Source organism: Virgibacillus sp. CM-4 (assembly GCF_000445495.1).
Lineage (GTDB): Bacteria > Bacillota > Bacilli > Bacillales > Amphibacillaceae > Virgibacillus > Virgibacillus salexigens.
On sequence record NZ_AUQA01000007.1, the window covers coordinates 286,932 to 305,891 of the forward strand.

24 protein-coding genes are annotated in these 18,960 nt (G+C 36.0%); 13 read left to right on the forward strand and 11 right to left on the reverse strand.

The features are described from left to right. Nucleotides 1-5: 5 nt before the first annotated feature. Both M948_RS40255 and M948_RS40260 read right to left on the reverse strand, forming a co-directional pair. On the reverse strand, nucleotides 6-1,379 hold the full coding sequence (locus M948_RS40255) for an ammonium transporter (protein ID WP_021292280.1): 1,374 nt from the start codon (nucleotides 1,377-1,379) through the stop codon (nucleotides 6-8). A gap of 23 nt (nucleotides 1,380-1,402) precedes the next feature. After that, entirely contained in the window at nucleotides 1,403-1,744 is a 342-nt protein-coding gene (locus M948_RS40260; RefSeq protein ID WP_021292281.1) for a P-II family nitrogen regulator, read from the reverse strand. 396 nt (nucleotides 1,745-2,140) lie between these two features. On the opposite strand from M948_RS40260, the gene spxA reads away from it, so the two are divergent. From spxA to pepF, 5 genes are all read left to right on the forward strand, one after another. Continuing rightward, the gene (gene spxA / locus M948_RS40265) at nucleotides 2,141-2,536 is read left to right on the forward strand and encodes a transcriptional regulator SpxA (protein WP_021292282.1); all 396 of its coding nucleotides are present in this window, start codon (nucleotides 2,141-2,143) and stop codon (nucleotides 2,534-2,536) included. A 393-nt stretch (nucleotides 2,537-2,929) separates the two neighbouring features. Continuing rightward, a complete protein-coding gene (mecA, locus tag M948_RS40270) occupies nucleotides 2,930-3,616 on the forward strand; it encodes an adaptor protein MecA (protein ID WP_021292283.1) in 687 nt (228 codons plus the stop codon). 115 nt (nucleotides 3,617-3,731) lie between these two features. Further along, nucleotides 3,732-3,938 carry a hypothetical protein gene (locus M948_RS40275; RefSeq protein ID WP_021292284.1) on the forward strand — a complete coding sequence of 69 codons (207 nt, stop codon included), beginning with the start codon at nucleotides 3,732-3,734 and terminating at the stop codon, nucleotides 3,936-3,938. A 36-nt stretch (nucleotides 3,939-3,974) separates the two neighbouring features. After that, nucleotides 3,975-5,150, forward strand: a complete 1,176-nt coding sequence (locus M948_RS40280) for a competence protein CoiA (RefSeq protein ID WP_021292285.1) — start codon at nucleotides 3,975-3,977, stop codon at nucleotides 5,148-5,150. A gap of 134 nt (nucleotides 5,151-5,284) precedes the next feature. Further along, complete coding sequence (gene pepF, locus M948_RS40285) at nucleotides 5,285-7,096, forward strand: oligoendopeptidase F (RefSeq protein ID WP_021292286.1); 1,812 nt, start codon at nucleotides 5,285-5,287, stop codon at nucleotides 7,094-7,096. Between the two features lie 48 nt (nucleotides 7,097-7,144). Here the strand turns inward: pepF and M948_RS40290 are convergent, their stop codons facing one another. From M948_RS40290 to M948_RS40305, 4 genes are all read right to left on the reverse strand, one after another. After that, entirely contained in the window at nucleotides 7,145-7,324 is a 180-nt protein-coding gene (locus M948_RS40290) for a hypothetical protein (protein ID WP_021292287.1), read from the reverse strand. A gap of 325 nt (nucleotides 7,325-7,649) precedes the next feature. After that, nucleotides 7,650-8,540 carry a ClpXP adapter SpxH family protein gene (locus M948_RS40295; RefSeq protein ID WP_021292288.1) on the reverse strand — a complete coding sequence of 297 codons (891 nt, stop codon included), beginning with the start codon at nucleotides 8,538-8,540 and terminating at the stop codon, nucleotides 7,650-7,652. A gap of 17 nt (nucleotides 8,541-8,557) precedes the next feature. After that, nucleotides 8,558-8,938 (reverse strand): globin domain-containing protein, encoded by a 381-nt coding sequence (locus M948_RS40300; RefSeq protein WP_021292289.1) that lies wholly within the window; start codon nucleotides 8,936-8,938, stop codon nucleotides 8,558-8,560. Between the two features lie 194 nt (nucleotides 8,939-9,132). Then, entirely contained in the window at nucleotides 9,133-9,699 is a 567-nt protein-coding gene (locus tag M948_RS40305; RefSeq protein WP_021292290.1) for a CYTH domain-containing protein, read from the reverse strand. Nucleotides 9,700-9,843: 144 nt separating this feature from the next. Here M948_RS40305 and M948_RS40310 point away from each other — a divergent pair, with 144 nt between their 5' ends. Genes M948_RS40310 through M948_RS40320 form a run of 3 tightly spaced genes read left to right on the forward strand, consistent with a single transcriptional unit; the run spans nucleotide 9,844 to nucleotide 12,213 of the window. Beyond that, nucleotides 9,844-10,452: a GTP pyrophosphokinase gene (locus M948_RS40310; RefSeq protein WP_021292291.1), complete on the forward strand. Its 609-nt coding sequence runs from the start codon at nucleotides 9,844-9,846 to the stop codon at nucleotides 10,450-10,452. Between the two features lie 49 nt (nucleotides 10,453-10,501). Then, nucleotides 10,502-11,305 carry an NAD kinase gene (locus M948_RS40315; protein ID WP_021292292.1) on the forward strand — a complete coding sequence of 268 codons (804 nt, stop codon included), beginning with the start codon at nucleotides 10,502-10,504 and terminating at the stop codon, nucleotides 11,303-11,305. Nucleotides 11,306-11,331: 26 nt separating this feature from the next. Beyond that, the gene (locus M948_RS40320; protein WP_021292293.1) at nucleotides 11,332-12,213 is read left to right on the forward strand and encodes an RluA family pseudouridine synthase; all 882 of its coding nucleotides are present in this window, start codon (nucleotides 11,332-11,334) and stop codon (nucleotides 12,211-12,213) included. Here the strand turns inward: M948_RS40320 and prpE are convergent. Further along, a complete protein-coding gene (gene prpE, locus M948_RS40325; protein ID WP_021292294.1) occupies nucleotides 12,197-12,937 on the reverse strand; it encodes a bis(5'-nucleosyl)-tetraphosphatase PrpE in 741 nt (246 codons plus the stop codon). The genes M948_RS40320 and prpE overlap by 17 nt on opposite strands. Nucleotides 12,938-13,117: 180 nt before the next feature. Here prpE and mgtE point away from each other — a divergent pair, with 180 nt between their 5' ends. After that, complete coding sequence (gene mgtE, locus M948_RS40330) at nucleotides 13,118-14,503, forward strand: magnesium transporter (RefSeq protein ID WP_021292295.1); 1,386 nt, start codon at nucleotides 13,118-13,120, stop codon at nucleotides 14,501-14,503. A 401-nt stretch (nucleotides 14,504-14,904) separates the two neighbouring features. Continuing rightward, entirely contained in the window at nucleotides 14,905-15,375 is a 471-nt protein-coding gene (locus M948_RS40335; RefSeq protein ID WP_021292296.1) for a CotO family spore coat protein, read from the forward strand. A gap of 138 nt (nucleotides 15,376-15,513) precedes the next feature. On the opposite strand, the gene M948_RS40340 is transcribed toward M948_RS40335, so the two are convergent. Then, nucleotides 15,514-15,972 (reverse strand): CotY/CotZ family spore coat protein, encoded by a 459-nt coding sequence (locus M948_RS40340; RefSeq protein ID WP_021292297.1) that lies wholly within the window; start codon nucleotides 15,970-15,972, stop codon nucleotides 15,514-15,516. Between the two features lie 228 nt (nucleotides 15,973-16,200). Here M948_RS40340 and M948_RS40345 point away from each other — a divergent pair, with 228 nt between their 5' ends. The 3 genes from M948_RS40345 to M948_RS40355 all read left to right on the forward strand — a co-directional run bounded on the left by M948_RS40345 (nucleotide 16,201) and on the right by M948_RS40355 (nucleotide 17,088). Continuing rightward, complete coding sequence (locus M948_RS40345; protein WP_021292298.1) at nucleotides 16,201-16,485, forward strand: hypothetical protein; 285 nt, start codon at nucleotides 16,201-16,203, stop codon at nucleotides 16,483-16,485. Between the two features lie 59 nt (nucleotides 16,486-16,544). Then, nucleotides 16,545-16,748 (forward strand): hypothetical protein, encoded by a 204-nt coding sequence (locus M948_RS40350; protein WP_021292299.1) that lies wholly within the window; start codon nucleotides 16,545-16,547, stop codon nucleotides 16,746-16,748. Between the two features lie 82 nt (nucleotides 16,749-16,830). Further along, complete coding sequence (locus M948_RS40355) at nucleotides 16,831-17,088, forward strand: hypothetical protein (RefSeq protein WP_021292300.1); 258 nt, start codon at nucleotides 16,831-16,833, stop codon at nucleotides 17,086-17,088. 31 nt (nucleotides 17,089-17,119) lie between these two features. On the opposite strand, the gene M948_RS40360 is transcribed toward M948_RS40355, so the two are convergent. The 3 genes from M948_RS40360 to M948_RS40370 all read right to left on the reverse strand — a co-directional run bounded on the left by M948_RS40360 (nucleotide 17,120) and on the right by M948_RS40370 (nucleotide 18,893). Beyond that, complete coding sequence (locus M948_RS40360; protein ID WP_021292301.1) at nucleotides 17,120-17,827, reverse strand: DUF421 domain-containing protein; 708 nt, start codon at nucleotides 17,825-17,827, stop codon at nucleotides 17,120-17,122. 125 nt (nucleotides 17,828-17,952) lie between these two features. Then, entirely contained in the window at nucleotides 17,953-18,378 is a 426-nt protein-coding gene (locus M948_RS40365; RefSeq protein ID WP_021292302.1) for a GNAT family N-acetyltransferase, read from the reverse strand. Next, the gene (locus M948_RS40370) at nucleotides 18,375-18,893 is read right to left on the reverse strand and encodes a YjcG family protein (RefSeq protein ID WP_021292303.1); all 519 of its coding nucleotides are present in this window, start codon (nucleotides 18,891-18,893) and stop codon (nucleotides 18,375-18,377) included. The genes M948_RS40365 and M948_RS40370 overlap by 4 nt, the downstream gene beginning before the upstream one ends. Nucleotides 18,894-18,960 lie beyond the last annotated feature (67 nt).

Here is an 18,960-nt window from a genome sequence, read left to right on the forward strand (position 1 = left end):
GTTAATTACGAGGATTTTTGCTGTGGCTCCCCTGTAGTAGTCAAATTATTTAAACGATCTGCCAAGCCAAGGTTATTTAATAATGGTTCTTCATCATCAGAGATCAGAGCTTCTTTTAGTTCATATGCGTTCGAACCATGTTCAGCAAAGTCTAATCCTGCGATTTCTTCTTCTTCAGAAACACGTAATGATGTAAATTGTTTTACAATGAATAAGAATACACCTAATGTGATCATTGTCCAAGCAATAACTGCTGCGACACCAATCCCTTGAATAACGAGCTGTGTAAAACCATTCCCATAAAATAAACCAGTTGAAGTAGAGAATAAACCAATAGCTAGCGTACCCCAAATACCACAAATTCCGTGAACAGTTATTGCCCCCACTGGATCATCAATACGTAATTTCGTATCCAATAAGTGAATCCCTTCCACAAGGATAATTCCTGAAATAAGGCCAACGGCGATGGATCCACCTAAAGAAATTTCAGCACAGCCAGCCGTTATACCAACTAGTCCTCCTAAAACACCATTTAACGATAATGATGTATCTACCCGTTTAAAACGTAATTTTGTATATGCAGCAGACGACACCAGTGCGGCGGAAGTCGATAAGAGCGTTGTTCCAATTACCATTGGTACAAGTGCTGGATCGGCTGCCAGCGTACTTCCCCCATTGAAGCCAAACCAGCCAAGCCATAAAATGAATACTCCTAGAGCACCAATTGGTATATTATGCCCCTGTATAACATTAACTTTTTTACTAGAGTACTTTCCAAGGCGTGGTCCTAAGAACAATACTGCTGTTAAGGCTCCGACTGCCCCGGTTAAATGAACCACTGTAGAACCTGCGAAATCGCTAAACCCTAGATCGGTCAGCCAGCCATCACCTTGCCATACCCAATGGCCAACTATTGGATACACAAATGCTGTCATAGCAACAACAATCAGTACGTAAACACCTAACTTCATTCGTTCAGCAACAGCACCAGAAATAATTGTTGCACAGGTTGCTATAAACATTGCCTGGAAAACAAAAAACTCGATATCTTCAACCCCGCTTAGCATGAAACCATCTGTGCCTATAAATGAACCTCCTGAAGTCCCAAACATAATTCCATAACCAACAACAAAAAATAGGATAGCAGCAACACTAATGGTTAAGAAATTTTTAATTAATATGTTTAGTGAGTTTTTGGCACGAGTAAACCCTGATTCCACCATAGCAAAACCTGCATGCATAAAAAATACAAGGAAAGCTCCAAGCATAACCCATACGAGATTAATGGATAATTCCAAGGAAGCGGTAGTTGGTGCAGCGTAAACAGGAGATGCGATGAGGAAAAGGATGAAAAATAACAGTAAACTCTTCTTAATCATGAATAAATCCTCCTTCAATTTTTTTACAAGACAGCCACTTTGCCTCGTTCACCTGTACGTATTCGTATTGTTTCTTCAATTGGAGAAACAAAGATTTTACCGTCTCCAATGTTGCCAGTGCTGCAATTTTTAATGATGATATCTAGAATTTCATCCAGTCTCTGCTCTTCCACAATTGTCTCTACTTTAATTTTTGGAAGTAGCTGTAATTGAAAAGTAGTTCCTCGGAATATCCCTTTTTGCCCCTTTTGTTTTCCTGTACCAGCGGCCTCAGTAACAGTTAATCCACCAATTCCTGCTGCAGATAACGCCTTGCGTAGAGCTTGGAACTTTTCTGGACGAATAATAGCCTCGATTTTTTTCATTTATATCACCCCTTTTTATTATGTTAGGAAACCTTACATTATAAGTTATGTAAAATATCATAATAGGAAATTAGTTAAAAATCAAGAGGTTTTGGCTAATTTTTTAGAAAATTTTGAAGTAAACGCTTGCAAGAAATAATTGCTGTGATTTGAAAAATTTTTTCAAATAAAAGGTTTAATTAAAAATGATTAGGGGTAACTTACATATATAATGAAACAATTTACATTTCGTAAACATCTATAAAAAACTCGATTTTTTCTTGAATATCCTCTACCTTTCGCTTGACAATTGTAGTATAATTTACATATAGGGTTATTTAAACTTATTTTAATTTGATAAGTACTCAATGTTTATGAAATGAATAAACCCATATTAGAATGAGGAGTGAAGTTTTAATGGTTACACTTTATACCTCACCAAGTTGTACATCTTGCAGAAAAGCAAAAGCATGGTTGGAAGAGCATGATATCCCGTTTACGGAGCGTAACATATTTTCCGAACCACTTACACTGGATGAAATAAAGGAAATTTTGCGTATGACGGAAGATGGTACGGATGAGATCATTTCAACTCGGTCAAAGGTTTTTCAGAAGTTAGATGTTAATATTGATCAATTACCGATGAAAGATCTTTTCAATTTAATTCAACAAAATCCAGGTCTTTTGAGAAGACCAATTATTTTGGATGAAAAGCGCCTGCAAGTAGGATATAACGAAGATGAGATTCGCCGTTTCTTACCGAGAACGGTGCGGACTTTTCAATTACGTGAGGCGCAACGAATGGTCAATTAAATCCATTTCATATATAAAAAAACGCAGATCGAAATTTCAAGATCTGCGTTTTTTTATCGCTTCGCTCCGTATCAAGAATACGACAAATCGTTACTAATTTCGTCACAAAAATATGGGTGACAAATCTTTAAGAATACGTTAAAATATGTTACTAATTAAATAGGCATATATGTTTCCAAGTTGATAAGTGCTATCATACAATAGAAATAGAATGATGTAACCACTCATTTCTGAAACATGAATTACAGGAAGGATAGCATCACCATTAATGTGGAAGCATAGATTAAATAATAATGATTATTGCATATCAATTTAGGGTACATGTTATAACAAGAAGTTATATTTGGTGAAGCTAATCTTCCACCTACCTAAAAAGAAGGGGGAGAAAACGTAATGGAAATTGAAAGAATTAATGAGAATACGATAAAGTTCTACATTTCATATATTGATATTGAAGATCGCGGTTTTGAACGTGAAGAAATTTGGTATAACCGTGAAAGAAGCGAGCAATTGTTCTGGCAAATGATGGACGAAGTTAATTATAAGGAAGATTTCAATGTGGAAGGTCCATTATGGATACAAGTCCAAGCATTAGAAAAAGGGCTAGAAATCATTGTTACAAAAGCCCAAATCTCTAAGAATGGAGAAAATATCGAACTACAGACGGAGGATGGAAATACCGTTGACTTTCCTGTAGATAAGAAAATTGAAAATATGTTAGAAGATAAATTCGGTAAACATGATGATGAAGAGACAGAACAGGAAGATGAAGAAGATAAATTGTGGATTATTGCTGATTTTAGTGACTTTGAAGATGTTATTCAATTAAGCCATTACTTTAGAGAAAATCATGAAGGTACAAAAGAAACACTATATCATTATAACGATAAGTATTATTTATATATGGAATTCTCAGAAGAAGAGCTTGATGAAAAAGAGCAAGAAGACATTATAAGTAAAGTATTTGAATTTGGTAATGATTCGGATATTACATTCCATTTGCTAGAAGAATATGGGAAAAAGATTTTTGTGAACGATACATTTGTTCAAATTAGATCACATTTCCCGGTACAAGTATAGACACTCTTTATGAAAGGGTGTCTTTTTATTTATCCATTATATTGACTTCTAAGTTTCTGCTTCAGCCTTTCTTTTATCAACAATTTTGATAAAATGGAGAAAATGAGGTGAACTTATGAAGAATCTTTCCTTATACGGTAAGGTGTATTGTGTTGCAGGTATTCTATTTTTCATTTTTGGCATTTTCTTATTTGTTCAGCGAATAGGTGATCCATTTCAATGGCGAGATCATTATCTTCCCATATCATTTATTTTCCTAGCATTATTTTTTATGTTAACTTCTTATATGACATCTCGCAAAAGGAATAAAGGAAATAACTAACCTCTGTCGAAATTATTCAGACGGAGGTGTTTTTTTATGTTGCAAGCGATTACCCATCAAGGCGATCAAATAATAATCGCTGCAAAATCACATGCAGCCATTCAGAAATTAAAAGCGAGCAATCAGAAGTACTATTGTCCTGTTTGTCATTCAGAAGTACGTATTCGTGCAGGAACAGAGGTAATTCCTCACTTCGCTCATCATGCTAATGCAAAATGTTTCTCAATAGAAGGTGGGGAAGGGGAATATCATGAACAAGGTAAGTTAATGATATATCAATGGTTAGAGAAGCAACAGCTAGATGTAAAGCTAGAACCATATCTTTCCCTAATTAAGCAGCGTCCTGATATGTTGGTAGAGATCGGAAACAAACAAATAGCAATTGAATTCCAATGCGCGACGATTCCAAAAGAGGTAATAAATAATAGAAGTAAAGGGTATCAATCTAGTGGTATCCAACCTATTTGGATTATTGGAGCTAACCAATTGAAAAGAATAACAGCAACAACGCTTCGTATTTCTCCTTTTTTATTATCAATGATGCATCAGTTTCCTTCTTCTACTTCTAATAAGCTCTTCTTCTTTTGCCCCGATACGAAACAGTTTGTAATTGCTCAACATGTATTTATTATCAATAAACGATCTGCTATAGCAAAATTCAGGGTAAGACAACTAATGAAAACAACCATAGTCGACCTGTTCCGTGAAAAATTACTTGCAGATCAAGAATTACTTAGCTTGTGGATGCGTGAAAAAGAAAAATTTCGAACAAAGCCAATCCATGTTTCAAGACTTGGCCATCTTTGGCAGCAGTGGTTATATCGTAACCAAACTTCTATTATATACCTCCCCTCAATCATACACTTACCAGTAGAATCTCAATACTTCATGAAAACTCCTCTTTGGATTTGGCAGAGTAAATTGGTCGTGGAGTATTTAGTAAAAATTTCGGTCGGTTCCTACCTTGAACGTTCTCGCATTAATGATTTATTTCAATCGGAGGATCATTACTCAAAAAAGGATTTTCCGCTTATTTATCAAGTAAAAGACCCAATTAATCAATATTTACAACTTCTTTGTAAGCTTGGAATCATAAAGCAATACAATTTATCTTTGTACAAAAAGCAAAAGAACATTATCTTCCATGCAAATCTAGAACAAGCAATCAACGCAGATCGAATACTCTTAAAGCAGTTGATGAATGCAAAATAAGAGCATGTTTTAGAAAGAATAAGCTATACTAAATAATAGATGTTTCAAAAAAGAAGATTTTGTTTGCTATTTACAGGATTTTAATGCCATTATCAAGAAGTAGTAGTAAATGATAGAAAAAGGAGGAATTAGCTTTGGCAAAAGCAAAAAAAGAGTTACCAAAACGAGAAGAAATTCCGGTGGAATCCACATGGAAACTCGAAGATATATTCGAAACGGATGATGCATGGGAATCAGAATTAAAGAGTTTACAAGCAGATATTCCGGAGATAGAAAAATACCAAGGGACATTATCTGAATCAGCTACGACTTTATATGAACTTCTAAAACTCCAAGATAAGCTTTCTCAACGATTAGGAAAGCTGTTTACATATGCGCATATGCGTTATGACCAAGATACAACCAATTCTTTTTATCAACGGTTAAACGCACAGGCTGAGAGTGTATTAACTGTAGCATCAAGTAAGATGAGTTTTATTGTTCCGGAGATACTATCCATTGATGAAGAAAAACTAAATCGTTTTTTAGAAGAAGAGAAGGGATTACAGGATTATCAAAAGACATTAGATGAGATTACCAGGCAACGTCCACATATTCTAAGTGAGCGAGAAGAAGCAATTTTAGCAGAAGCATCTGAGCCTTTATCTGCGCCATCGCAAACATTTAGCATGCTAAATGACGCAGATCTCACGTTCCCTTCCATAAAGGATGAAAATGGAGAAGAAGTGGATGTGACACATGGTCGTTATATTCGTTTCTTAGAGTCTAAAGACCGCAATGTACGGGAAGCTGCGTTTAAGGCTGTTTATCAAACATATGGTAAATTTCAGAACACCTTTGCTTCAACATTAAGCGGAAACATTAAAAAAGATAATTTCGTTGCCAAGGTTAGAAACTATGATTCAGCAAGACAATCCGCATTGGATGATAATCATATTCCAGAGCAAGTATACGATAATTTGGTCGAAGCAGTAAATGAACGTTTGCCATTACTTCATCGCTATGTGAATCTGCGTAAGAAAGTTTTAGGCTTAGATGAGCTTCATATGTATGATTTGTACACACCGCTTGTTAAAGATGTAGATATGGAGATTACTTATGAAAAAGCACAGCAATATGTATTAGACGGGTTGAAGCCATTAGGTGACGAGTACTTGTCAAAAGTCAAGGAAGGTTATCAGAACCGTTGGATAGACGTAGAGGAAAACAAAGGTAAACGCAGCGGTGCTTATTCTTCTGGAGCATATGGTACGAATCCATATATTCTATTGAATTGGCAGGATAACGTAAATGATATGTTTACATTAGCCCATGAGCTTGGTCATTCCATTCATAGTTATTACACGAGGGAAAACCAACCATTTCGCTATGGAAATTATTCGATCTTCGTAGCTGAAGTTGCTTCAACGTGTAATGAGGCCTTACTAAATGATTATTTACTAAATAATCTAGATGATGAGAAACAAAAGCTATATTTACTCAACCATTTTCTTGAAGGGTTTAGAGGTACTGTATTCCGTCAAACCATGTTTGCTGAGTTTGAACATGTGATTCATGTAAAGCAACAAGAAGGAGAAGCATTAACGGCTGAGAAGTTAACGGAAATTTATTATGATTTAAATAAAAAATATTTTGGAGAAGAAGTTGTCTCAGATGAAGAAATTGGCTTAGAATGGGCAAGAATTCCCCATTTCTATTACAATTATTATGTATATCAGTATGCTACAGGTTATTCAGCTGCTACAGCGCTAGCAAGCCAGATTTTAGATGAAAAAGAAGGTGCGGTAGAGCGTTATATTGATTTCTTGAAAGCGGGAAGCAGTGATTACCCAATTGAAGTCTTGAAAAAAGCTGGTGTCGATATGACACAAAAGCAAGTGATTCTAGATGCTCTTGATGTATTTGAAGAAAAACTAACACAAATGGAGCAATTGCTTGCAGAGTAATCTCCAATAATAAAAGCAGGATGACCTCTATAAGGTTATCCTGCTTTTTTAACGCATGCCACGGTATAAACGTTTGTTTGTAAACGAATAAATGGTCAAATAGATCGATACAAATAAAAGTGGTAAGGTTATATATAAAGGGATAACTTGCATTAAACCTAGAATATTTAGAAAGAAAGCAAAAGCAGTCATTAGTAAGAATAGGAATGGTTGAACAAAATGTTGCACTTAATCACCTCTTATCAGAAAGAATGCTAGTATAGCTTATGAATGTCGTTATTCATTTAGAAGTGACATTTTTGTGAAATCATGAACATACTACTTGAATCTCAAAAAATAACTTGGTATATTATTATTGTAAGTTAAATACAAACAAAAACCCCTTTGTTTGATCATGAAACTTTCTCCCATCCCCCTTTGTTATTACAAAGAGAGACTAGAAGGATATACGCTGCCCCGTATATCCTTCTTTTTTATCCATGCGGCAAGTAAACGTGAAACATAGAATTGTTATTCTTAGGAAAATAAAAAAAGCCTCAAATAAGGCTTTGAATTAATCTTCATATTTCCAAAAATCACCGTACTTTACTGGAATTCTCTCTACTTTTTGTTTTAATTGAAGTTTTTTCATTTCTTTTTCGGCCTTTGCTATGGACCAATCATATACAACAGCAATTTCTTTTGTGCTAACTGTTTTAAAAACGGAGAGAAAATGTTCCAATGTCGGTTTTTCCGAAGGAATAGGTTGCTTCTCTAAAATTTCTCTTAGTACACGTACATAAATATCATATGGATAAAGGCCAGAGATTTTAATACCTTGTTCCTCCGTTACTTGATTAAAAAACACAATGGTGGGAATGTAATCTACTTCCATTTCTTGTGTTAATTTCAAATCACATTGAAATGCTTTCTTTGCCGATGAAGAATAAAGGTCTGTTGAAAATTCCTCAATATCTAAGTTAGCAGCTTTTGCACAAGAATAAAGTATTTCTTCGTCCGAAATATCTTGTTTATATAGAAATGCACTCTCTTGAACTTTACGAAGGAAAGTCCTTCCAGATTTTTTGCCCTGTAACTCTGCAGCTTTAATTGCCAAGGATGCGATCCAAGGAAATGAGACTGGGTTTTCTAGCCATAAATCACCATCACAACACATACCTGTTCGTTTTGAAGTTTTTTCCCATATATCTTTAATTTTTCTGGGGCGGTCAAATTGATCTTTGTTAAGTGTGTTTAAGTGACCACTTATAATCGGTCTGATTGTGAAGAAACGCCCATATTCCATCGATAATTTTTTTAGGAATGGCTCTAATGACCAGCATTCAGGACATAACGGATCTACAAAAACGTAAATCTCAATTGGTTTTTGAACAAGATTAAAGCTATATTTTTCAGATGTGTTTGATTGATAGATGGATTCAACTCCAGAATGTTCCCAATTCACACCGATTCTCCTTTCTCCTATTCTGGCGTGTTCATCATGTGGTTCGCAGTTAAGGTTAATTTCTCAAATATAGCTGTGCGATAAGGTTCATCGATTTCTGCTTCTACTAGTGCATGTGCCATACAATCAAGCCAAGCATCCCTGCGTGTAGGTGTAATTTCAAAAGGTAAATGTCTTCTACGTAACATTGGATGCCCTCGTTCTTCAGCGTATAGTGAAGGTCCCCCAAAGAATTGGGTGAGAAAAAGTTTCTGTTTGTGGATTGTCTCTGTTAAGTCTTCTGGAAAGATTGGAATTAAATCGGGATGGTTTCCTACGCGCTTATAAAAAGCATGAACAAGCTTTTCAATCGTAGTAAATCCACCAATTGCTTCAAACATTGTTCCAGTCTGTTTCATTGTTATCTTTCCCCTTGTTTGTTTCTATATATTGTAGCAACGTAATGGTTACTGGGCAAATAATCTGATTAGAAAGGCTGGGCTGAAAGTCCTGATAGTTGTAATTCAGTTACTGCCAGATGCACCTTCCCCACAATATTAATGCAAATAAATAAATGATTTAAATATCCTAGTCTGAATATTCTATAATGATTTTATAAACTAGTAAAAAAACGTTTAATCTTATTCGGTGTTTCCCGTTTCGGTATTTTATATTTAGACAGCAATTCATTGAATTTTGCTTTTCCGTTCTCGGTCGATGTAGCTTCCAATTCTAGTTCATAATCCGATTTCCCATTGTACGTACTATAATCCAGTACTAAAAGAATATCCTCTCTTTGAACCTCGCGTCGTTCGGTTGATAAACTTCCATAGCATACGAGTGAATCAACAGAAATTCCTAATTGTTCTAGTTGAGTAGCTGTATCTTCTTTCTTCAAGATAGTTCCGTTAATACTTTGCAGTGCTTCGTTTTTTGTTAAAAAATCATGTGTTTCTAAAAGTCCGTGTTCATGCGGTTCTTTTAATGTTAGACGATAATAACCATTTTTCTCTCTAATTCGCAGTGCACAGCCTAACTCTTGCAAAGCCAAATCCTTTGTTTCAAAATAATAATTGGTTTGAGTATCACTATATGCAGGAAAAGGTATTTGATTCAATAATCGATGATATTCTTTTTGTGTTAATAAATTTTTAAACTCAATTTCTATTTCTTGTCCCATCGTGACCCTCCACATAAAAAAATTAGGCTATTACCGATTATCGCGAATTTGTAATTATTTTGCAAAGATTAGTCATTGAACGATTCTATGATACAATAATAGATGCTTCATACATAAGATGATTTCAATTAGGTGGTGTCGAATGTGAACTGGAAATCAATGCTTGCCCCATACGCGCAAGTGGTAGAAGAATTAAAAGTTAAATTAAAAGGAATACGAAAACAATTTGAATATGAATCCGAACATTCACCTATCGAATTTATTACTGGCCGTGTGAAGCCAGTACCAAGCATCTTAGAAAAAGCAGAAAATAGAAAAATTCCACTTGAAAACATTGATACGGAAATCCAAGATATAGCTGGAGTGAGAGTGGTATGCCAATTTGTGGATGATATATATGCGATTGTTGAAATGATTCGTGCAAGGAAAGATTTATTGATTGTGGAGGAGAAGGACTATGTCTCTAAGAAAAAAGATAGTGGATATCGCTCGTATCATCTTATAATTGAATATCCTGTCGAGACCATTGATGGGATGAAGAAATTGCTAGCTGAGATACAAATTCGTACATTAGCTATGAATTTTTGGGCGACAAATGAACACTCGTTAAATTATAAATATAAAGGAAGTATACCTGCTGATATAAAAGAACGATTGCAAAAGGCAGCTGAGGCTGCTTTTAAATTAGATGAAGAAATGTCAATGATCAAACATGAGGTACAAGAAGCGCAACGTATATTTCACAGAAAATAGAATGTGATTGGAAGATAGGGAAATCATAGGTAATGGAAGGGGGAAAAGCATGAAGTTCGCAATTGTATCAAAAGGAGATAATCGCTCCGAACAAATTATGGCTACAATGAAGCAATATTTAACTGATTTTCAATTAGAATATAATGAAGTTGAACCGGACCTTGTAATATCTGTAGGAGGAGATGGGACTTTTTTAGAAGCATTCCACTCCTATGTACATCGACTTAATGAGACAGCCTTTATTGGGGTACATACTGGACATTTAGGTTTTTATGCAGACTGGGTACCGGATGAAGTAGAAAAATTAATAATAGAAATTGCTAAAACACCTTTTCAAATTGTTGAGTATCCTTTATTGGAAGTTACGATTCGTGCAAAATCAGGAGGTAGTGAGGATCGCTTCCTTGCGCTTAATGAAGCGACCATAAAAACTGCCGATGGATCTGTTGTTTTTGATGTGGAGATTAAAGGAGAACATTTTGAAACCTTTCGAGGGGACGGACTTTGTGTTTCCACTCCTTCCGGCAGTACAGCTTATAATAAAGCATTAGGCGGTGGAATTATCCATCCTTCTCTCGATGCTATTCAATTAACAGAGATGGCCTCAATAAATAATCGAGTTTTTCGTACAATTGGCTCTCCATTAATTTTACCGAAACATCATACATGTTTATTAAAGCCAATTGTTGATCGCAGCTTTTTGATCGCAATTGATCACTTCACCACCAATTATACAAATGTAAAATCAATTCAATGTCGTGTTGCAGAAGAACGAATTCGATTCGCGAGATTTCGTCAGTTTCCATTTTGGAATCGAGTAAGAGAATCATTCGTTTCAGATGATAATAATTAGCAGAATAGAAAGAGAAGAAAAAGTATATGGAATGGACGATTAAGAAGGCACATGAAGGAATGCTTATACGTGAATTCTTACGCGAAGAACAAGGATTTTCGCGTAGGATTGTAAAATCCATCAAATTTGATGGTGGAAGAATTATGGTAAATGGAAAGACGCAGACGGTGCGTTATTCTTTAGTAGCAGGAGATAAGCTTACTGTCATTTTTCCAGAAGAACAACACGGCGATCATATGCAGCCAGAACAGCTTGATTTAGCCATTATGTATGAAGATGCAGATATTATAGTTATTAATAAAGCTGCTGGTATGGCTGTTATTCCTTCGCTTCATCATCCGACCGGAACCGTTGCTAATGGCTTATTGGCTCATTATAGCAAGCAGGATATTCACTTTACGATTCATATTGTGACAAGGTTAGATCGTGATACATCTGGATTAATGCTTGTTGCTAAACATCGATACAGTCACTCCATATTGGCTGAATCGCAAAAAATGGGGGAAGTGAAGCGGCATTATCAAGCAATTGTTCAAGGGAAAATGGAACAAAAAAAGGGAACGATAAATAAACCTATTGGTAGAAAACCAGGATCCATTATTGAACGGGAAATTAGAATGGATGGAAAATCAGCTATAACCCATTATTTAGTAGAGAAACAAGCGGATGCATTCGCATTAGCTGATGTTCGACTAGAAACGGGCAGGACGCATCAAATCCGTGTTCATTTCTCAGGTATTGGTCATCCCCTTTGTGGTGATACGTTGTATGGTGGGAGTAAACAATTCATCGATCGTCAGGCTTTACATTGTTATCAACTATCTTTTAACCATCCTATTACGAAGGAACCTTTCTACTTTTCTGCCAACATGCCAGCTGATATGGCCGCAATTATGCAAAATAAGTAAACTTTTCTTCGATAAACGGCTGCTTCGATGGGACGGACGTTATTTTTTCCTCTGGAAGACGAAATGCTGTTAGTTTATTGCCAAATACACATCCTGTATCAATATTAATGGTCTGATGAACAATACGTGGCTGTAGAACAGGCGTGTGTCCATATATAATCCAAGTACCTCCGTAATATTCCTGTGCCCAATCCCGACGAATTGGTCGCCCATCGGGATGTATTTCTCCAGTAGTGTCTCCATACAAAACAAAGGATTTCACTTGTTTATCGGTTCTGCCAATGTACGCTTGCTTTATTCCTGCATGGGCAATAATTGCATTTGCTTGAGGAAGCTGTAAATAAAGTGGCGCTTGTTCATATAGATGCATAAATTGAGAACGAACGGTGTCTTGTTGATAGGAAGTAAGCTTTTCATATTCTGCAACCGTCGTTTCTAATCCATGGCGCTGTTGAACGGGATTGCCTGAAAAATAACGGTATAACTTATTGCAATGGTTTCCTGGTACATACAAGGCATTCTGATTTGCAATTACCATTTGATAAACAAGGTTGATAACATCTATAGAGTGCGGTCCACGATCGGTTATATCACCAACAAAAACAGGAATACGTCCATCAGGGTGAGTGAAATTTGAATGGACTTTAGTATATCCTAGTTTTTGGAATAAACGTTCTAGTTCCTCTAAACAGCCATGTACATCGCCGATTACATCAATTTTCATCAAATCGCTCCTTGATTTGTATCTTTTTTTTGGATATGATATGTTGCGGGAATTATCGTCTGCCTTTGAACGGAATTGTACTATATTATATAAAAGGAACTACCATAATCCAAGTAACTTTGTTTGATTGTACATGCGACGGGTAAACTTTAAGATAGGGAAGAAGAAGGATGTGATCATATGGAATCCAATAATCGTTTTGATAAAGAGTATGAAGTACAGTATGAGCATCATTGGGAGAAATTACAGCAAGCGCTGGCACAAGATCATATGGAAGGATTTCGTAGCGAGTTTCTTGATATGCATCCCTATGATCAAGCCATATTTTTCATGGAGCAGGAAAAGGAAGCACGTCTACAAATCTATACCTATTTATCACCAGAAGAAGTCGGAGACATCATGGAAAGCATGAATGAAGAGGATACGCAAGTTCTGATGGGTGAGATGGATCCACGATTTGCATCGATGGTGTTAGCTGAGATGTCTGCCGATAATGCAGTGGATATACTTAATGAGTTAGAGAAGGATCAAGTTGCCAGTTTTTTAACGATTATGGAGAAAGAATCGGCAGAAGAAATTAAACAATTACTCCATTATGAAGAAAAAACTGCTGGAAGTATTATGACGACAGAGTTTGTAGCTACGTATAAAAATTACATGGCCAAACAAACGATGCAAGCTTTAAAAGAAGAAGCGCCGGATGCTGAGACTATTTATTATTTATATGTACTGGACGAAGAAAAACGGTTAGTTGGTGTACTTTCGTTAAGGGATTTAATTGTAGCAGATGAAGAGACGTTAATTGAAGATATTATGAGTGAGAAGATTGTAGCTGTCTCAGTAGGCAAAGACCAAGAGGAAGTTGCCCAAATGATGCGGGATTATGATTTCCTCGCTTTGCCTGTTGTTGATTTTCAAGACCATTTACTAGGAATCATTACAGTTGATGATATTTTGGATGTTATGGAAGAAGAAGCGAGTGAAGATTATTCGAAATTAGCCGGGGTCTCCGACATGGATAAACCAGATGATAATGCATTTGTTTCCGCTCGTAAACGACTACCATGGCTCGTTATCCTCTTGTTTTTAGGGATGTTTACTGCAAGCCTAATTGGCCGCTTTGAAGAAACACTTAATCAAGTCGCAGTACTAGCTATTTTTATTCCATTAATTGCGGGGATGGCCGGTAATACAGGTACGCAAGCCTTAGCTGTTGCTGTCCGAGGTCTAGCAAATGGAGACTATGGAAAGCAAGGAAAGTGGAAATTAGTAATGCGAGAAGCTTGTACAGGCCTAATCAATGGTATTGTATGTGGCATTGTTATAACCATTGTGATTTATTTATGGAAAGATGATATTTATTTAGGGTTACTTGTTGGTATTTCGATTGCTGCTACTTTGTTAGTCGCTACATTAGCGGGAGCACTTGTACCTATGCTTATGGATCGTATGAAGATTGATCCAGCTGTTGCATCAGGACCGTTCATTACAACGATTAACGATATTATCTCTATTCTCATCTATTTTGGTATGGCAACTGCTTTTATGGGGTTTCTGATTCAATAGTGTTTTCGTAAGGCTGTCGAGGAGAAATACTCGACAGCCTTATTTTAGTTCTGACGCTAAAACAACAAATTTGAAACATAATATTCTCACAGATGTTCATGTCACTTTGGAAAATGTGCACGATTCCAAGCCTTATCTATCCTTCACCTATCCAGGTTAAAGTCTTTTTCTGTGTTAAAGGAACTTCCAAGGCAAATCTGCGAGGCTTCTCTACAAGCTGAACTAAACCGCATAGTCTTTGTTATATGTATTCGAGATTTATCGCTCTTTTTTTTGATTATTTTAATCTCGCTATTTTTTTAGATATTAAAATAAACAAAGAAAATTAGTAGGGGCAACACATTTCCAAAAATGGGTTCATATAATGGTTTGAGGAAGACTGGAAGGAGGAGAGATAAAGGATGGGAAAGAAGTACGCAAAAAACCCATTGCTTTTTATTCATCAACCTAAGGAAGTCGATTTGCAAGCGCCTATGCAGCATATGTATGTAACCCCTAAAAACAAAAAAGAAACAGGAAATGAAAAAGTAGAAAACTTCGATAATAAAGGAACTCAAGAAGCCGTTAAAAAAGGGGGAAGGCATCCGGCATTTGATGAACAAAATGAAGTGAAACGAAATAATGATCCAAAAGAGGAAACGAAACAAACAAAATTCAAGGATATGTCCATTGAAGAAAAAGTGGACTATTTTGTTAATTCTCCAAGCTATGCACCAAAACTACGCTGTGAAATTAAAACAGAAGAAAGAACTTTTCGTGGAGTCATTACGGGTTCGGAAGGCAATTATGTGTATATAAGAGTCGGAAATCGATCATCAAGTACAAAGGTTTCACTTGATGATATAAAGCATATAAGATTACTAGGATTTTAATGTTATATTGAAAGTATCCGCCGGTGGTTGTACCGGCGGTTTTCGTTTATTTTATATGATTGGTGTCCTATGTTCTCTAACTATAAAATTGATAAAAAAACACTGAGGTGAAGCCACCCCAGTGTTTTGTTTATGCAATTAGTTTAGTGCATTAATTGCTGGTAAGCAAGTTACGTGACAGAAGCAGTTTAAGTCAGCAGTGATACAGATGCCTGTTGCGCAAAGTGGATCTGTTTCTTGGTCACAAGGATCTTTAGGACATGCATATTCATCTTCTGGATCTCTTAATAGTTCTAGAACTGCGCAGCAATCATCGGTTATTTTCTTAACTCGGAAGAAAAAGCTTCCAACTACATCGCCGATATCGCTTGGGTGAGCACCGAATCCTTTGAAAGGTTTGCAGTCCCCTTTGCAATAAAGTATTACTGGTACTGTATCAAGACCATTCCCGTTATCATTGTCTCCCAACAAATCATGAATGGATTGTTCGCAACTTGAGTCACAGCAATTCTCAACGATATCATTTTGTGCCTCTACAATTTCTTTTAAAATATCACATACACAGTTACCTGTATCAAAATCTTTTCCACAACCCATGAATTATTTCTCCTTTCGAATTGGAATTGACTCATTTGTCCTTAATAGAATATGTGCGTTTATAAGGATTGTGTGGGCGCTCACACTAATTATTGAGAATGATTCGTGATATTTATCCTGTGGGGCATGTATACTGTATTTTTGCTAAATTCCGGGCGGATGTCTATACCTCATCGGCATACATACATAGACTAATAACGATCATATGTATAGAAGGAGTGAAAGTGAATGTCGGAAGGTAAGAAACAGGTAATCCATGTGAAGGATCTTGTTATAAAGGCGGATAATGTTAGAATTGAACCATCTCGAGAGTCAAGACCTCAGCCCCGCCCACCTCGTCATCGAAGGGATCCATTTTTAGGAAGACGTCCGATGAACGAGGAAGATAGGGAAGAACATGAAGATAAAGAGTTTGAAAGTAGCAGTGAAGAACAGCATCATGAAGATGATCGTAGGGAGGAAGAACGTGACGACCATGACGATAGGAAACGGGGACCATTCTCTTTGTTTTAAATAATTGGGGGTTTGAAGCAGCTGTATTAAGCTGCTTTTTTGTCTCTGAGGGGGATAATATGAAAATTTCAGAACCAGAATGGATGAGACATTTTCATGCAATTGAGAAGCATTTAGGAAAAAACGAAAAGTGGCTTCAGTTTCCTGAAAAAAAGGTGAAAGCTTTTGAGGAAGAAATGGACCAATGGAATAGTGACTTTTTATCAATGATTACAAATGTTGAAGATCTAATAAAAGAATTAGAAAAAAAGATGGAAGAGTAGGATTAACTTTTTGAGAAAAAGGGTATATGAATAGTCGTAAACAAAATTTTCAGACGAATGGTATAAAAAGGAGCTGATGGTGATGGGGTATATTTTGCCAATTCAGCATTATCAATATCAACAATATCACCGTAGAACTGCTACAACAGATGAAAACGCATTTCATATTGAACGTCCTTTTAAAGTTATGCTTGAACAACAACATCAGCAGTTATCCAAGCAGTATGAACGATTCTATCCAGCTGGTTATGATCGTTATCTTATTACACCTGTTAAAGCTAGTGAAAACATATTTGCCTCATTAACGGGAAAGGGAAGACGAATTAACAGAACCATCTAATAATACCAATTGATGCTTAGCCTAATGTTTGCTAAGCATCAAATTTATGGTGTTCCCTATTAACAAATGGAAGAACGAACAAATCTTGCCCCTTCATATATTCGGCGTAAAATACATCTTTTATATGATCATAATCCTGTGCTTTCAATTGCTCTTGCAGCCATTCCTCTGTTAAATTTTTTTCTTTCAGATTATCGTAGACAATTTCACCATCATTAATTAATGTAGTCGCAAGATTAATTTCTTGAGGAGAGACATGAAGGTCTTGTTTATTCGGCATTTGATACTCGGGTTTACGAATAACGGATATCGTCCCGTTTGTTTCTATAAATGCAAATTCCACTTCACGTAAGGAAAATACGTCCTTTGTACGGAGTAAACTTTGTAATTGATTCACATCTAAGCTATTTTTTTTCATTACGTCACGAATTAATTTTCCTCTATAAATAACAAAGTCCGGACCACCTTCAATAAGATGCCTAGTACGCTTGATTTTTTGGGTAATTACTTCAGTTATATAAATCAATGCTCCCCATAAAAGAATAACAAACGCAATTTCAGGAATACCGGCTTCTTTATCAAATAAGGCATTCCCAACTAATTCACCTAGAATTAGTGAAGAGATAAAGTCAAAGGGAGTTAACTGGGTGATTTGCGTTTTTCCTAATACTTTGGTTAATATAAATAAGGCAAAAAAGCCGAATACTGTATCACCAAACATTTGCAGGTATGGATCCATCAATTGTGCCCCCTTCAAACAAGATCACCATTTAGCATTGCCTGTAATGGGAAATTCATTCATGAAAAAGGATATGTTAAGAAAACGTAACATGAAAAAAGCATTTCTAAAAAGAAATGCTTTTTCTATGTTAATTGCTTAACCATGGTTACATGAGGGATACCTGCATCCATGAATTGTTCCGATATAGTCTGATAACCCAATCGTTGATAAAAAGCTTCTGCATGTGTTTGACCATTAAGCTTTGCATGCTGGTAACCTTCTTCAGCAATTACTGCTTCCATAGCTTTAATAAGCTGTTTGCCAATGGATTGCCCACGATACGCTTTTAAGACACATATTCGTTCAAGTTTCCCATATTGATCGACAAAACGAAGCCGGCTTGCTGCAATCGGCTTGTCCTGGTCATAAGCAACAAAATGAATGGCCGTTTCATCGTAGCTATCCAGTTCTTCTTCAGGGGAAACCTTTTGTTCGTCTACAAATACAACCGTACGAATGTGATAAGCTTGCTCAATTGCTTCTTTTGATGTAACGACTTTTATATTCACACAAATTCCTTCCCGAATACAAACGAATCATGAACCGTCCATGAGCCGTTGTCTAATTGATACATTAGTTGAAAACGATCAACGGTATCTTCAATTTGGATATCTTTCATTTTCATACTGCCAAAAATATCGGAGTATTCATCATGGGAAAGCTTTTGAGCAATTGTAATATGCGGGACAAACGCATACTCTTGATTTTCTGAAAAGGTACCAGAATGCATTTTTTTATATAAATCATTAAGTTCTTTAATTGGTTCAATCTTGAAGTATATCGTATTGGTAACTGGTGCAAACGTACTTACTTTGTTAATGTTTATTTTAAAAGGTTCTGTTTCATTTGCAATGTGCTTAAGCTCTGTAACTACTTCCTCCAATTGATCCCCATCTGCTTCAAATGCTTCTTTCAACGTAATATGTGGAGGAATTAACGCGTAATGCGGGTCATAACGTTTTCTGTATGAATTTGCTTCATCCTGTACGGCCTTCGTTGGAAAAATAACAATACCATATTTCATAATAAAACCTCCTATTTTATCAAACACTTTGATTCATTTGTAATGGTTTGGTTCATATGTTGCTAAA

Coding starts and splice junctions, on each gene's coding strand:
- M948_RS40255 (WP_021292280.1), bottom strand. CDS start 1,379: ATGATTAAGAAGAGTTTACTGTTATTTTTCATCCTTTTCCTCATCGCA.
- M948_RS40260 (WP_021292281.1), bottom strand. CDS start 1,744: ATGAAAAAAATCGAGGCTATTATTCGTCCAGAAAAGTTCCAAGCTCTA.
- spxA (WP_021292282.1), top strand. CDS start 2,141: ATGGTTACACTTTATACCTCACCAAGTTGTACATCTTGCAGAAAAGCA.
- mecA (WP_021292283.1), top strand. CDS start 2,930: ATGGAAATTGAAAGAATTAATGAGAATACGATAAAGTTCTACATTTCA.
- M948_RS40275 (WP_021292284.1), top strand. CDS start 3,732: ATGAAGAATCTTTCCTTATACGGTAAGGTGTATTGTGTTGCAGGTATT.
- M948_RS40280 (WP_021292285.1), top strand. CDS start 3,975: ATGTTGCAAGCGATTACCCATCAAGGCGATCAAATAATAATCGCTGCA.
- M948_RS40300 (WP_021292289.1), bottom strand. CDS start 8,938: ATGAAACAGACTGGAACAATGTTTGAAGCAATTGGTGGATTTACTACG.
- M948_RS40305 (WP_021292290.1), bottom strand. CDS start 9,699: ATGGGACAAGAAATAGAAATTGAGTTTAAAAATTTATTAACACAAAAA.
- M948_RS40315 (WP_021292292.1), top strand. CDS start 10,502: ATGAAGTTCGCAATTGTATCAAAAGGAGATAATCGCTCCGAACAAATT.
- M948_RS40320 (WP_021292293.1), top strand. CDS start 11,332: ATGGAATGGACGATTAAGAAGGCACATGAAGGAATGCTTATACGTGAA.
- prpE (WP_021292294.1), bottom strand. CDS start 12,937: ATGAAAATTGATGTAATCGGCGATGTACATGGCTGTTTAGAGGAACTA.
- mgtE (WP_021292295.1), top strand. CDS start 13,118: ATGGAATCCAATAATCGTTTTGATAAAGAGTATGAAGTACAGTATGAG.
- M948_RS40335 (WP_021292296.1), top strand. CDS start 14,905: ATGGGAAAGAAGTACGCAAAAAACCCATTGCTTTTTATTCATCAACCT.
- M948_RS40340 (WP_021292297.1), bottom strand. CDS start 15,972: ATGGGTTGTGGAAAAGATTTTGATACAGGTAACTGTGTATGTGATATT.
- M948_RS40345 (WP_021292298.1), top strand. CDS start 16,201: ATGTCGGAAGGTAAGAAACAGGTAATCCATGTGAAGGATCTTGTTATA.
- M948_RS40350 (WP_021292299.1), top strand. CDS start 16,545: ATGAAAATTTCAGAACCAGAATGGATGAGACATTTTCATGCAATTGAG.
- M948_RS40355 (WP_021292300.1), top strand. CDS start 16,831: ATGGGGTATATTTTGCCAATTCAGCATTATCAATATCAACAATATCAC.
- M948_RS40360 (WP_021292301.1), bottom strand. CDS start 17,827: ATGGATCCATACCTGCAAATGTTTGGTGATACAGTATTCGGCTTTTTT.
- M948_RS40370 (WP_021292303.1), bottom strand. CDS start 18,893: ATGAAATATGGTATTGTTATTTTTCCAACGAAGGCCGTACAGGATGAA.